This window comes from Pseudonocardia parietis (assembly GCF_017876315.1).
Classification (GTDB): Bacteria; Actinomycetota; Actinomycetes; order Mycobacteriales; family Pseudonocardiaceae; genus Pseudonocardia; species Pseudonocardia parietis.
Genome location: NZ_JAGINU010000001.1, coordinates 2,604,523 through 2,618,104, shown reverse-complemented (window position 1 = coordinate 2,618,104; position 13,582 = coordinate 2,604,523). Strand labels below are relative to the sequence as shown.

The window sequence follows — 13,582 nt, the reverse complement described above, 5'->3', positions numbered from 1 at the left end:
CGTTCGTTGCCGGGCGAGGACACCGGCGAACGCGCCGCACGAGACACCGCCGGCCAGCATCGCAACATTCGACGACGTGGCAGAAGGCAGCGTGTGCGGTTCCTGGTCAGCCGGAGCCGGCTTGCTGGTCAAGCCCCTACGGCACACCGCAGCGGTAGACGGTCTCCGCACGGCCGAAGGGCGCTTGCCGTCCTTGGTGCGAGGACGCGGGAGCCACGACCTCAGCGCGGTTGTCCGGCAGCATTCGCCGCCGACGGCCTGCCTTCCTCCCATGTCGCCCGTGGAGCGCACTGCCGGCGATCGACACGGTCGGTGGACGGCAGGTGGTATACACGTATGCCGTCGCCTGCTATACATGCCGCTGACGCCGGATCACGACGCCGTGAGAGGAGTATCGGTGGACGACGAGCCCAACACGGTCGATGTGTACGATCGCGCAGGTTTCGGCCATTCCCTGGCACGGGGGGCCCAGCCCGCGGTGGTGGTGGTCGACTTTAGTTTCGGCTTCACCGACCCCGCCTACCCGACGGGCGCGGACATGACCGGGCCCGTGCTGGCGACGGGGCGCCTGCTCGCCGCTGCGCGGTCCGCGGACGTGCCCGTCGTGTTTACGACCATCGCCTACGACCCGGGGCAGGTCGGCGGACTCACCTGGCTACGCAAGGCCAAGGGTATGGCTGCGCTGACGGCGGGGAGCCGGCTCGTGGAGATCGACGACCGCCTCGGCGGTCGGCCCGACGAGCACATCATCGTCAAGACCGGTGCGTCGGCCTTCTTCGGAACGGGCCTGGCGACGTACCTGGTCTCGAAGGGCGTCGACACGGTCGTCGTTGCCGGTGCCACGACGAGTGGATGCGTCCGCGCGACCGTGGTCGACGCGGTCCAGTACGGCTTCCCGAGCCTGGTCCCGCAGGAGTGCGTCGCCGACCGGGCTCCCGGTCCCCACGCCGCGAGTCTGTTCGACATCGACGAGAAGTACGGCGACGTCGTCGACCTCGAAGAGGTCATCGACTACCTCACCCGACCGGTCGGCGCGGCCGAAACGCTCCTCGGCCCCGAGACCGCACGCCCGCCCGCCACCAAGCCCAAGTCAGAGGTCCCTGCATGACCATCACGAGTCCTGATTCCACACCTGTGCCGGGCGAGCCCGCTCAGGCGGTTCCCGGGAAGCGATTCGCCAGCCCGTTCGCGGTGACGACGCCCCCCGGCGCCGAGGGCTGGGAAAGCATGTACCCGTACTACGCGCTGCTCAGCACGGAGCGCGCGGAGTTCGAGGACGGCAAGTTCTGGTTCTTCGACGGGATGCACAATCCCGAGCCGCTTTACCCGTTCGACACGATCATGACCGAGAACTGGTGGGTCGCGGTCAGCCAGATGTCCACCCGGGTGTGGCCCATCCCGCTGGCCGGCGGGATCGATCAGCGCATCATCAACGGCTACCTCTATATCAGCCCGAACGCTGTGGTCGACGCCGACGAGATCGCCGCTCGGGCGGGGGATTTCGAGGTGCGGGCGGGACACTATTACGAGAACTGGGATGAGATCTACGAGCAGTGGGTGGCCAAGGCGACCGACTGCATCGAACGGTTGAAGCAGATCAGCTTCGCGCCGCTGCCGGGCAAGGAGTCGGAGTCCGCGGTCTTCTCCCATCGCGGGCTGTACTCCACCTACGATCTGCTCACCAGCTACAGCGAGCTCATCCACAACCTATTCGAGATGGGCTCCTACCACTTCGAGATGCTCAATCTCGGCTACGGCGCCTACCTGACGTTCCGCGAGTATTGTCAGGCCGCCTTCCCGGGGATCACTGACCAGACGATAGCGAGCATGGTCTCCGGCATCGACATCATGCTGTTTCGGCCCGACGACGAGATCCGCGCGCTGGCCAGGCTCGCCGTCGACCTCGGGCTGACCGAGCAGCTACTCACCCACGAGGACCCGGATGCCGCCATCGCCGCGGTCGCCGCCCAGCCGGTCGGCGGCCGCTGGATCGAGGCTTTCGAGCAGGCCAAGGACCCGTGGTTCTGGTTCTCCACCGGAGCCGGATACCAGCACAGCGACCGCGCGTGGATCGACGACCTGCGACTGCCGTTCACCGCCCTGCGCGGCTACATCAAGACCCTGCTCGACGGTCACGAGATCGAGCGCCCGCTCGAGGCCATCCTCGCTGAACGGGTCCGGGTCACCGACGAGTACCGCACCTACCTGCCTACCGATGCCGACCGGGAGTCGTTCGACGGGCTCGTCGAACTCGCGCGCAAGGTCTTCCCGTTCGTCGAGAACCACAACTTCTACGTCGAGCACTGGCACCACTCGATATTCTGGTCGAAGGTGCGCGAACTGGGCGACGTGTTCGTCGCGCACGACTTCCTCGACGACCGCGAGGACATCTTCTACCTGCACCGCAACGAGATCTACTCGGCGCTTTACGACCTCAACATCGGGTGGGCGACCGGGACCCAGGCACGGGGCGTCACGTACTGGCGGCCGGAGGTCGAGCGCCGACAGCGCATCCGCGAGGTGCTCAAGGCGAACCCGCCGCAGCCCGCGCTCGGTGTGCCGCCGGAGTACATCACCGAACCCCTGACGGTGATGCTCTGGGGAATCAACCAGGAGTCGGTGCAGGAGTGGCTCGGCTCCGAGGGTCAGGACCCGAACCGGCTCAACGGCGTGGCCGCCTCTGCAGGGAAGGCGACCGGCAAGGCCCGGGTGATCCTCGACCCCGAACAGCTCCACGAGGTCGAGGACGGGGATATCCTCGTCTGCCGCATCACCGCGCCGAGCTGGGCGCCGGTCTTCTCCCGGCTCTCGGCCGCCGTGTCCGACGTCGGCGGCATCATGGCGCACACCGCCATCGTGTGCCGTGAGTACGGCCTCCCGGCCGTCGTCGGCACGGGCTTCGCCACCACCACCATTAGGACCGGACAGCTCATCGAGGTCGACGGCGGCAACGGCGTCGTCCGCGTGCTTGAGGACGTGACCGCATGACCACGACGGAGACCCCCTTCGTTCTCCGGATCGACGACCCCGCGGCCGTCGCCAGCCCGCTGCTCGGCGGGAAGTTCGGCAGCCTCGCCGAGATGACCGCGGCCGGGTTTGCCGTCCCGCCCGGGTTCGGCGTCACCACCTCTGCCTATCGCTACTTCCTCGCCGAGTCCGGGCTGGCAGACGCTGCCCGCACGGTGCGGGCCGAGGCGCGCGATGCCGACCTGGCCCGCGTCCAACAGCTGAGCGCGGAGTTCTCGGCTGAGATCGAGGGCGCGGCCGTGCCGCCGGCCCTCGAGGACGCCATCCGCTCCTCCTACGCCCGACTCGAGCAGGAGACCGGGAGCGCCGACCTGCCGGTCGCCGTCCGGTCGAGCGGGGAGTCCGAGGACCTGGCCGGGGCCAGCTTCGCCGGGCAGTACGACACCTTCCTGTGGATCCGTGGCGTCGACGACGTCCTGACACACGTCCGCCGGTGCTGGGCGGGCATGTTCGGCCCGGCCGTGCTGACCTACAAGCCGGAGGCCACCGCGGACGCGGTGCTCGCCGACCACGGCATTTGCGTCGGCGTGCAGCGGATGGTGGAGGCGCGCTCCGCCGGCGTCATGTTCACCCTGGACCCGGTGACCGGCGACCGCTCGAAAGTCGTCGTCGAGGGGTGCTGGGGCCTGGGCGAGGGGGTGGTCGGCGGCGGCGTCACGCCGAGCCGCTTCGTCGTCGACAAGGTGACCTTCGAGGTCGTCCGACGCGAGCTGACACCGCAGGAGTCCGCGTACGGCGTCGATCCCGCCACGGGCGTGGTCGGTCTCGTCCCCGTGCCCGAGGACCGGCACCAGCGACCCTGCCTGACCGACGAGGAGATCGACGCACTGGCCAAGCTGGCCAAGCGGATCGAGCACCACCGCGGCGCCCCACAGGACATCGAGTGGGCGGTCTCCGAGGCCGGCGAGGTGTTCGTCCTGCAGGTGCGCCCGGAGACGGTCTGGGCGCAGCGCCGGGCCGAGCAACTCGTGGCGGCGCCGAAGTCAGCGGTCGGGCACGTGTTGGCCAGGTTCTCCGGCACGGGTGTCGCCGCGGCGAAGCGTCCGTCGTGAAACCCGCGCGCTTCGCCTACCACCGGCCGAACACCGTCACCGAGGCCGTCACACACCTGCGCGAGCACGCCGGCGGCGCCCGCGTGCTCGCCGGTGGCCAGAGCCTGGTCCCCATGCTCAACATGCGGCTCTGGCGGCCCGACGCGCTCGTCGACATCAACGAGATCGACGAGCTCGACGACCTGCGCGTCCACGGTGAGCGCACCGAGATCGGCGCACTGGTCCGGTACTCGACCCTCGAGCGCTCGCCACTCGTGACCGAGCGGCTGCCGCTGCTCTCGCGGATCGTGACCCACATCGGCGACCGGCAGGTCCGCAACCGGGGCACCATCGGCGGATCCCTTGTGCACGGCGACCCGACCGGCGAGATGCCCCTGGCCTGCCTCGTGCTCGACGCGACCGTCGTCGTGGTCGGGCCGGACGGCGTGCGCCGTATCCCCGTCGCGGAGCTGTACACGGGCTCGTACGCCACAGTGCTCGAACCGGACGAGCTGCTCGTCGCGGTCGACTTCCCGGGGCGCCCGCAGCACGTCGCGTTCCGCCAGTACTGCCGCAAGCACAACGACTTCGCGGTCGTCAGTGTGGTGGTCACGGGCGACCGGGACGCCGACGGCATCTGGCGCCATGTCCGCATCGCCCTCGGCGGCGTGGCGGACAGCCCCGTGCTCGCCACCGCGGCGGCGAACGGACTCGAGGGCTCGCGCCTGACCGACGCCGACCTCGACGCGGCGGCCGCGGCCGCTGCGGAGGTCATCGATCCGCCCTCCGATGTGCGTGCGTCCGCGGCCTACCGGCGCCACCTGCTGCCGGTCCACCTCCGCCGCGCGCTGAACGACCTGCGGGCCCCGCGCCCGTGACCCCGACGTGCCCGCGGCGGCGTCCGCGGGTGGAAGAGAGATCATGCAACTCCGTGAGGAATTCGAGGTCGCGCAGCCGCTGACCTCGGTGTGGGCGTTCTTCGAGCACCCCGAGAAGGTGGCCGGCTGTGTGCCCGGCGTCGAGGACCTGGTGCTGACCGGGCCCGACGACATCGACGTCCGGATCACTCAGAGCGTCGGCCCCATGTCGGCCACCTTCGCAGCGGCGGTGAAGATCGTCGAGCGGGTGCCGGAGAAGCTCATCGCCTTCACCGCGACCGGAAAGTCCGTCCGTGGGGCCATGGGCAACGTCCGAGCCACCGTCACCGTGCAGGTCGAGGCCGCAGGGCCGGACCGGACGACCGTCTCGGTCGACGGCGATGTGGTCCTCGCGGGCGCCTTGGGCAGCGTGGGACAGAAGGTCGTCGCCAAGCAGGTGGGGAAGGTCACCACCACGTTCTCCCGGAACCTCGAGAGCGCTCTCGGCGGCGTCCCGGCGCCGACTTCGCGCCCCTCGATCGGCACAGCGGTCTTCACCGACCGTGCCTCCACCTCGACCGCACCGGCGCTTCCCACTCGCCGCGGGCCCGACCACTGGACGGTCGCTTCCGTGGTGTTGAGTGCCGTATCGGCGGCCCTCGGCGCGGTCGCCGTCTGGCAGAATCGGCGCGCGCGATGAGCACATCGATGCCCTGGACGGCACCGCGCGTGGAGGCACACGGCGAGGTCGAGGCGCTCGCCACCGAGTGGATCGCAGCGTACGACCAGGCCGAGCACCTGGTGCGGGCGCGGGACTGGCTCGTGCACCTCGCGTCCGCGGCGACGGCCGAGATGCGGATCGCGGCGCTGACCCACGACATCGAGCGGATGTTCCCGGGTGGGCCGGTCCTCCGGCACGCCGACGGGCGATGGGACGACCCGGACTACCTCTTCCCGCACATGCTGCGATCGGCCGAGGTCGTCACGGTGTGGCTCGGGAACCTGGGCCCGGTGGCCGCCACCGTCGACCGGGCCGAGATCCGGCGTCTGGTCGGGCTGCACGAGGTCGGCGGCATCGACGGCGCCGACGAGGTCCAGGCGGCGGACTCGTTGTCGTTCCTCGAGACCCTCGCGGGCCTGACGCGCGACTGGGTCCGCTCCGGCGTCTGCTCGCGGTCGCAGGCCGAGCGCAAGCTGCGCTACATGACCGACCGCGTGCGAACCCCCGCTGCCGCCCAGTACGCGGCCCCGCTCCTGGCGTGGGCCCTCGACCAGCTCCCGACGGAGTCGGAGACGGAGGTACCGCAACGATGACCGCATCGGCCGAACTCGCGGGAGCGAGCAGCACGGTGTGGGCGAACGGCCTCCGGCACCGGGTGCTGCGCTACGGGCGGGAAGGCGATCGTCCGCTGCTCCTCCTCCCAGGCATCACGACTCCGGCGGCCTGTGCGGACTTCCTCGCCGTCCGGCTGGCCGAACCGGGTTACCGGGTGACGGTGCCGGACGTGCGAGGACGCGGGGAGAGCGACCGGGCCCCGTCGGGATGTCACCGCCTGGTCGACTACGCCGCCGACGTCGCCGGGCTCGTGGAGGCGCTCGACCTGCATAATCCAGTGATCGTGGGTCACTCGATGGGTGCCCGGATCGCCGCGGCCTACGCGGTCCGCCACGCCCCCGACGACCACGGGCCTCTGGTGCTGGTCGATCCGCCGACCTCCGGACCCGGCCGCCGTCCCTATCCCACGACGCGGCAGGCGTTCCTCGACCAGCTCCGGCAGGCCCAGGCCGGAACCGACGCCGACGGCGTGCGCGCGTTCTACCCGCGATGGCCGCAGCGCGAGCTGGAGCTGCGCGCCCGCTTCCTCGCCACCTGCGACGAGACCGCCGTTGTCGAGACCCACGAAGGCTTCGAGACCGAGGACTTCGTCGACTACTGGACCGCTCTGCGCGGGGAGGTGCTCCTCATGCGCGGGGCCGACAGCCCGGTCGTGCCGGCCGACACGGCCGACGAGCTACACCGGGCCCGCCCGGACATCCCGATGCTGAGCGTCGCCGATACCGGGCACATGGTGCCGTGGGACGACCTGGCCGGCTTCCTCGACGCCCTTCGCCCGCATCTGTTGTCCTACCTCGAACCCAAGGAGTAACCAGCCATGGACCAGAACCTGTTCAACGACATCTGCCTGCAGCAGCTGACGCTGTCCGGGGTGCACGAGGGCGAGACGGTGGTGGTGCTGACCCGGGGTGGGGAGCGCGGCGAGTACGCGGATGCGTTCCTGTGGGCGATCCAGAAGCTGGGCGCGACGGGGTATCACATGCGGTTGCCGTCGCCGGCGAGCGCGGGTGGGGCGTGGGCGGTCGGGGACTCCGGGCTGGGCCGGATCCCCCTCGCGGTGGATGCGCTCAAGGCCGCGGACATGGTGGTGGACTGCACGTTCCTGCTGTTCTCCCCGGAGCAGTTCGCGATCCAGGACGCCGGCACGCGGATCCTGACCGCGGTGGAGCCGCCGGAGCTGCTGGCGCGGTTGATGCCCACGACCGAGCTGCGGGAGCGGGTGGAGACCGGGGCGGAGCTGCTGGCCAAGGCCTCCACGATGCGGATCACCAGCCCGCACGGCACGGATGTGACCTACCAGCTGGGCATGTACCCGACCCTGTCGGAGTACGGCTACACCGACACCCCGGGCCGGTGGGACCACTGGCCGGCGGCGTTCGTGTTCACCGGTGGTTCCGACGACGGCGTCGACGGGAAGATCGTCCTCGCCCCCGGGGACGTCCTGTTGCCGTTCAACACCTATGTGCAGACCCCGGTGGAGATCACCATCGAGGCCGGGTTCATCCGCGACATCCGCGGCGGGAAGGGTTCCTCGGGCCTGGATGCGGATCTGCTCGCCTCCTACATCAAGAGCTTCGACGACCCGCGTGGCTACGGGATGTCGCATGTCGGGTGGGGTCTGGACGAGCGGGCGCACTGGCACGGGCTGACCCAGTTCGGTGGCGGGATGGGTATGGAGCTTCGTTCCTTCTACGGCAACGTGATGTTCTCGATCGGCCCGAACAACGAGCTCGGTGGCCCGAACGACACCGCGTGCCACTTCGACATCCCGATGCGCGGCAACTCGCTGTATCTCGACGACGAGCTGATCGTCGACGCCGGCGAGCTGACCGTGCCCGAGATGCGCCCGGTGAACCGACGGTGAGCGGCCTCGAGGCACCCGAAGAGCTGCTCGTCGAGACGGTTACCACGGTCAACGGACGCGTCGTGCGGGCGAACGTCCCCGCGCGGCTGCACCTCGCTGACTTCCTGCGTCTGCACCTCGGTCTCACCGGGACACACATCGGCTGCGAGCAGGGCGCCTGCGGGATGTGCACCGTGATCGTCGACGGTGAGGCAGTCAAGTCGTGCCTGATGCTGGCGTGCCAGGTCGACGGCCGCGACGTCCGGACCGTCGAATCGCTCGCGGAGGGGGACGAGCTCAACACCCTGCAGCAGGCCTTCAAAGAGGAACACGCTCTGCAGTGCGGCTTCTGCTCCCCGGGCTTCCTGATGACCGCGACCGCGCTCGCACACCAGAGCTGCCGGCCGGGTCCGGACGGGATTCGCGAGGAGATCGCCGGAGTCCTGTGCCGGTGCACCGGCTACGACAACGTCGTGGCTGCCATCGAGCGCTGGTTCATGGAGAACCCGCAGGGCAGCCCGGCGGATCCCCTCCCGGCCGGCCACCGAGACCACTGCGACCCAGGGCTGACATGACCATTCTGGAAGAACCCTCAATCGGCGCCGAGCGTGGCGACACGGGCGGTCGACGCCGAATCATCGGCACCTCGCAGCTCCGCAAGGAGGACGACCGCCTGCTCCGCGGTGACGGCCGCTTCACCGACGACGTCGAGCCGGCACGGGTGCTGTACATGGCCGTGGCCCGCTGCCCCTACCCGCACGCACGGGTCGCGCACGTCGACACGAGCGCCGCGGCGGCGCTCGCCGGCGTCGAGCACGTCCTGACGCCGACGGACGTCCGGCGGTGCACCGAGCCGCTGACCGTCCTCCGCCCGGTACCGGGCGCGCCGAGGTTGCCGTACTACGCGCTCGCCCAGGACGTCGCCACACACGAGGGGCAACCGGTCGTCAGCGTCGTCGCGAACAGCCGGCACGTCGCCGAGGACGCGCTCGAACTCCTCGACATCACCTACGAACCCCTGCCGCACGTCGTGGACGTCCTGGCCGCTCTCGAACCCGACGCGCCGGTGCTGCATCCCTCGGTCCTGGACTCCAATCTCCTGGCCGCCAACTCCGACGGCAGCGGCGACCCGGACTCCCGGTTCGCCCAGGCCGACGTCGTCGTGGAGGGCCGCTTCCGGATCAACCGGGTGACCGCGCTCCCGATGGAGACCCGGGGAGTGGTCGCCGAGTGGCGTCCCGGGGCTCGTGAGCTCACCGTCCACTGCTCGTCGCAGGTCCCCCATCTGATCCGCAAGGAGCTCGCCGAAATCCTCCGGCTCGGCGAGAGCGAGATCCGTGCCGTCGCGTCGGACGTCGGCGGCGGATTCGGGCTGAAGCTGGGCGTCTTCCCAGAGGACGTCCTGGCCTGCCTGCACGCCATCGCACTCCGCCGACCGGTGAAATGGTCCGAGGACCGTGGCGAACACTTCCGCGGGAGCACGCACGCCCGCGAATCCGTGCACGACTACCGCATCGCCGCGGACGCGACCGGCCGCATCCTCGCGATGACGAACGTCTACGCCACCGACATCGGCGGCTGGAACTCACCCTTCGGCTCCGCCCAGCTCTCCAGCGTCGTGTTCAACGGCCCCTACAAGGTCGACGACGGCTACACCGAACGCCGCGTGACGCTGACGAACAAGACGCCAATCGGAGCGTACCGCGGGTACGGCCAGCCAGAGGTGAACTTCGCCTACGAGCGGTTGATGGACCAGCTCGCGCGCCGTCTGAACCTCGATCCGGTCGAGCTTCGGGCCCGTAACATGGTGACCTCGCAGGACATGCCCTGGCGCAATCCGACGGGTGCGGTCTACGACAGCGGCGACTACGAGCGGTGCCTGCGCATGGCGGCAGACGCCGTGGACTGGGCCGGGCACCGCGCTCGCGGCCGGGCACCGCGGGCGGACGGCCGGCTCGTCGGAATCGGGTTCTCGTCGTTCGTGGAGCGCACCGGGTATGCGAGCGCGCGGTTCCTCGCTCGCCGGGGCTCGATGTTCGGCGCCCACGAGAGCGTCACGCTGCGCGCCAACCGGTCCGGTGGGATCGACGTCTACACCGGTGTGTCCACGATGGGGCAGAGCGGCGAGACCGCCTTCGCGCAGGTCGTAGCCGATGTGTTCGGCACCGACTACGACGCGATTCGAGTCCACGCCGGGGACACCGCCACGTCGCCCCTCAACACCGGTGCCTTCGCCTCCCGGACCATGATCGCCGCCTCGGGCGCTTTGCGGGCGGCGGCCGAGCAGCTCGCCGCCAAGACACGACGGATCGCGGCCTGGCGCCTCGACGCGTCGGTCGACGACGTCGAGATCATCGGCTCCGCGGTCCGGGTCCGGACCGACCACTCCCGAGCGGTCCCGCTGGCGACGGTCTACACGACCGCGATCACCGGCCAGGGGATGCCTCCTGAGGAGGAGCCCGGGCTGGAGGCGACCGCGCACTTCGAGCCGTCGGACGCGGCCTACTCGTTCGGTACCGCCGCGGCGCAGGTCGCCGTGGACTCGCAGACCGGCGAGTTCGACATCGAGCGGTTCGTCATGGTCCACGACGGTGGGACGATCGTGAATCCCACGGTCGTCGACGGCCAGGTCCGCGGTGGGCTGGCTCAGGGATTCGGAGCAGCGCTGACCGAGGAGCTGCGCTACGACGCCGACAGCGGTCAGCTCGTCAATGGATCCATGATGGACTACTTCGTCCCGACCGCCGCCGATCTTCCCCGGGTGGAGCTCCGCCACACCACGGTGCCCTCACCGGTCACGCCCTTCGGCGTCCGCGGCGTCGGTGAGGTGGGGACCATCCCACCCGGAGCAGCCGTCGCCAATGCGGTCTGCGATGCCCTCGCCGACTTCGGGGTCGAACTCAGCGCCTTGCCGATCACGCCCGAGGCGGTCTGGAACGCGCTCGCCGGCCAGACGACGTCCCGCGGCACCGAGCTCACACCAACGCCCTCGGGCCTTCCCGACGGAGGAATCGAGTACTGATGACCGACCACCCCACCGGCACGTCGACCGCTCCCGCGGCGCTGTCGCGCATCGGGCTGATCGTGCCCAGCTCCAACACCACGATGGAGACCGAGCTCCCAGAGCTGTTCCGCCGGCAGACCGAGGCCACCGGTCAGCGATACACCTTCCACTCCGGCCGGGCCGCGATGAAGCAGGTCACCCCCGACGAGCTCCAGGCCATGGTGCGCCGCGCCGGCGAGTGCGCTACTGCGGTGTCCGACGCCGCCGTCGACGTGATCGCCTACGCCTGCCTGGTCGCGGTCATGGCGCAAGGCCCCGGCGCCCACAAAGAGTCTGAACAGGTCATCGCCGACGCAGCACGGCAGAACGGCCATCCCGCCGAGGTGGTCAGCAGCGCGGGTGCGCTCGTTCGCACGCTCCGCGCCTTCGGCTGGTCGCGGGTTGCGATCGTCACCCCGTACATGGCGCCATTGACCCGCATGGTGAAGGAGTACATCGAGGGCGAGGGAATCGAGGTCCTCGACGCCGTCGCCCTCGAGGTACCCGACAATCTCGCGGTCGGCCGACTCGATCCCGAGCAGCTGCCCGAGATCGCCCGGGCCCTGCGACAGGACGACGCCGACGCGATCGTCCTGTCCGCCTGCGTCCAGATGCCGTCGTTGCCCGCGGTGCAACGGGTGGAGGACGAACTCGGACTGCCGGTCATCACTGCAGCAACGGCAACGGCCTACGAGGTACTGACCCGCCTCGGTCACACGCCCGCTATCGCGGGAGCCGGGCGACTGCTCGCATCGGGTCCGGCCGCCGGCGCCGGGACGCGGATGCCGTGACTTCGACGACCAGGCGCGGGGGTGCACGGTGAGGGTATTTGGGGATGCTATCGGCCGGACCGTAGCCGGGCCGACAGCACCGCCGGCACCCGCCCGGCCTACTCGACTACGTCGACCCGATTGTGGTCTCCGGGCGACCTCGGATTCTGCAAACCCGCCGCGGCGGTACCCGGATCCTCTACTCGCTCGCCGGTGACGACGTGGCGCGCCTTCTACTTCGCTCAACGCGCGGTTGCCGCCGCGCACGTCGGTGACCTGGAGCCGGCTCGGCGTTCCTTCTTCGGGATCGATCGCGCAGGGCGGACCGGCCCGGACAACACGTTCTCATAGCAAGCACCAAGCACCAAGCACACGACTCAGGCCGGCTCAGACCGTCAGAGGTCGGGCAGAAGCAAGAACACCCGAGAATCGTTGCGACGTAATTCCGCAGGTCAGCAGCACTACCGGACCGATCGGCCGAGGCCGGAGGGTGCGGGGCGGGCGAGTTGGTGTGTAAGCCGGATTCATCGGGACCTGCAGGTCAGGGCGCTGATTCTGCGCCTTGGGCCGCCTCTGGGCCGTCGCGGGCCCTGGTCCGTCTCCTCGCAAAGGTCGATCACGCGTCGGGCGTCGTGTCGTCCAACGTCTCCTCGTCCGTCTCGGCTGCTCGTGAACGGCACAGGGCTTCGCGGCGCTCGCGTTCGCGGTAGCTGTACGTAGCCTCGCGGACCGACTCTTCGCTCTCGAAGCCCGAGCCGATGGCGCCCGCGACGGTTGCGGCGGCGGTCGCCAACAGGACGACGGTGAGGTAGTCCCCGAGTCCGTGCTCAGGTCCGGCGTACTGGCCGAACACTTCGGATGTGAAGATGATGAACGCGGCGATCAGGTTCAGGACGAAGAGCGCTACGTAGCCGCACACCAGCCCGATGGCGAGGGTCAGTACGGTCGAAGCGTTGAACAGGACCGATTGCTCGCGTTCCTGCGGCGGCCGATTCCTTGTCCGTTCCCACAGGTGGTGGTAGACGACGAGCCAGGTGAGCATCACGGTGATCGAGGCAAGCACCGCGGCGACCCGCCGCCACACCGACATGGTAATCGCGAGTTGCCACAGCGTGGTGTTGATCAAATAGAAATGCGCTGAACGCGAACGCGCCGACGAGTCCCCCCGCAGACCCGACACCAGCCGCCACGGCCGGTTGTCCCGGACCATTCCGATCAGCAGTCGCAGGCGGCCCCGCGTCGCGAGGATGCGCGGGTCGGTGCCGTCCTGGTCAGGCCAGGTCCGCCGGAATGCCCTGCCCAGCACGGCCACTCGGCGGCAGCGATGTTGCCCAGTGTCGTCGTCCGGAGTTCTCTCGGCCGGTAGGGGTCAGCGGGGCGTTACGGTGGATCACCAGAGGGCCTCCTCGGGCTTCGGCGTGTTTCGTGGTGATCCACACCGACCTCGGAGGCCCTCGCTCGTCTCAAGATCATCGGACCGGCGTGCCGGACTGTCACCAACGTGCCCGGACAGCACATCTAGTCCCGGAAAGCGGCATCAACCCCATCCCCGCGCCGGAGGCCACGAGGGCCAGAGCCGGCCCTGCTACTGAGGAGGGCTCCAAGACGGGATGGCTTCGTTCATGGGTGTCGACCCGATTCTTGAGGCGACACCGACCGGTCGCAGGGCACGCGA

12 protein-coding genes are annotated in these 13,582 nt (G+C 69.7%); 11 read left to right on the top strand and 1 reads right to left on the bottom strand.

Features of this window, described 5'->3' with window-relative positions:
• Nucleotides 1-397 precede the first annotated feature (397 nt).
• Genes JOF36_RS12380 through JOF36_RS12330 form a run of 11 tightly spaced genes read left to right on the top strand, consistent with a single transcriptional unit; the run spans nt 398 to nt 11,928 of the window.
• Complete coding sequence (locus tag JOF36_RS12380; protein WP_307862342.1) at nt 398-1,108, top strand: isochorismatase family protein; 711 nt, start codon at nt 398-400, stop codon at nt 1,106-1,108.
• Nucleotides 1,105-2,988: a PEP-utilizing enzyme gene (locus tag JOF36_RS12375; protein WP_281071306.1), complete on the top strand. Its 1,884-nt coding sequence runs from the start codon at nt 1,105-1,107 to the stop codon at nt 2,986-2,988. The genes JOF36_RS12380 and JOF36_RS12375 overlap by 4 nt, the downstream gene beginning before the upstream one ends.
• Nucleotides 2,985-4,079, top strand: coding sequence for a PEP/pyruvate-binding domain-containing protein (locus tag JOF36_RS12370; protein ID WP_210026891.1), 1,095 nt, complete (start codon nt 2,985-2,987; stop codon nt 4,077-4,079). Before JOF36_RS12375 ends, JOF36_RS12370 begins: the two co-directional genes overlap by 4 nt.
• Nucleotides 4,076-4,936, top strand: a complete 861-nt coding sequence (locus JOF36_RS12365; protein ID WP_210026890.1) for an FAD binding domain-containing protein — start codon at nt 4,076-4,078, stop codon at nt 4,934-4,936. Before JOF36_RS12370 ends, JOF36_RS12365 begins: the two co-directional genes overlap by 4 nt.
• A gap of 43 nt (nt 4,937-4,979) precedes the next feature.
• Complete coding sequence (locus JOF36_RS12360; protein ID WP_210026889.1) at nt 4,980-5,615, top strand: SRPBCC family protein; 636 nt, start codon at nt 4,980-4,982, stop codon at nt 5,613-5,615.
• Between the two features lie 8 nt (nt 5,616-5,623).
• Complete coding sequence (locus JOF36_RS12355) at nt 5,624-6,229, top strand: hypothetical protein (protein ID WP_210026888.1); 606 nt, start codon at nt 5,624-5,626, stop codon at nt 6,227-6,229.
• Nucleotides 6,226-7,062 carry an alpha/beta fold hydrolase gene (locus JOF36_RS12350; protein ID WP_210026887.1) on the top strand — a complete coding sequence of 279 codons (837 nt, stop codon included), beginning with the start codon at nt 6,226-6,228 and terminating at the stop codon, nt 7,060-7,062. Before JOF36_RS12355 ends, JOF36_RS12350 begins: the two co-directional genes overlap by 4 nt.
• 6 nt (nt 7,063-7,068) lie before the next feature.
• The gene (locus JOF36_RS12345; RefSeq protein WP_210026885.1) at nt 7,069-8,115 is read left to right on the top strand and encodes a 2,5-dihydroxypyridine 5,6-dioxygenase NicX family protein; all 1,047 of its coding nucleotides are present in this window, start codon (nt 7,069-7,071) and stop codon (nt 8,113-8,115) included.
• Complete coding sequence (locus JOF36_RS12340) at nt 8,112-8,669, top strand: (2Fe-2S)-binding protein (RefSeq protein ID WP_307862341.1); 558 nt, start codon at nt 8,112-8,114, stop codon at nt 8,667-8,669. Before JOF36_RS12345 ends, JOF36_RS12340 begins: the two co-directional genes overlap by 4 nt.
• Nucleotides 8,666-11,116, top strand: coding sequence for a xanthine dehydrogenase family protein molybdopterin-binding subunit (locus JOF36_RS12335; RefSeq protein ID WP_210026884.1), 2,451 nt, complete (start codon nt 8,666-8,668; stop codon nt 11,114-11,116). Before JOF36_RS12340 ends, JOF36_RS12335 begins: the two co-directional genes overlap by 4 nt.
• A complete protein-coding gene (locus JOF36_RS12330; RefSeq protein WP_210026883.1) occupies nt 11,116-11,928 on the top strand; it encodes a maleate cis-trans isomerase family protein in 813 nt (270 codons plus the stop codon). Before JOF36_RS12335 ends, JOF36_RS12330 begins: the two co-directional genes overlap by 1 nt.
• 595 nt (nt 11,929-12,523) lie before the next feature.
• On the opposite strand, the gene JOF36_RS12325 is transcribed toward JOF36_RS12330, so the two are convergent.
• A complete protein-coding gene (locus JOF36_RS12325) occupies nt 12,524-13,219 on the bottom strand; it encodes a hypothetical protein (protein WP_210026882.1) in 696 nt (231 codons plus the stop codon).
• Nucleotides 13,220-13,582: the final 363 nt, after the last annotated feature.

Coding starts and splice junctions, on each gene's coding strand:
- JOF36_RS12375 (WP_281071306.1), top strand. CDS start 1,105: ATGACCATCACGAGTCCTGATTCCACACCTGTGCCGGGCGAGCCCGCT.
- JOF36_RS12355 (WP_210026888.1), top strand. CDS start 5,624: ATGCCCTGGACGGCACCGCGCGTGGAGGCACACGGCGAGGTCGAGGCG.
- JOF36_RS12370 (WP_210026891.1), top strand. CDS start 2,985: ATGACCACGACGGAGACCCCCTTCGTTCTCCGGATCGACGACCCCGCG.
- JOF36_RS12360 (WP_210026889.1), top strand. CDS start 4,980: ATGCAACTCCGTGAGGAATTCGAGGTCGCGCAGCCGCTGACCTCGGTG.
- JOF36_RS12345 (WP_210026885.1), top strand. CDS start 7,069: ATGGACCAGAACCTGTTCAACGACATCTGCCTGCAGCAGCTGACGCTG.
- JOF36_RS12335 (WP_210026884.1), top strand. CDS start 8,666: ATGACCATTCTGGAAGAACCCTCAATCGGCGCCGAGCGTGGCGACACG.
- JOF36_RS12330 (WP_210026883.1), top strand. CDS start 11,116: ATGACCGACCACCCCACCGGCACGTCGACCGCTCCCGCGGCGCTGTCG.
- JOF36_RS12350 (WP_210026887.1), top strand. CDS start 6,226: ATGACCGCATCGGCCGAACTCGCGGGAGCGAGCAGCACGGTGTGGGCG.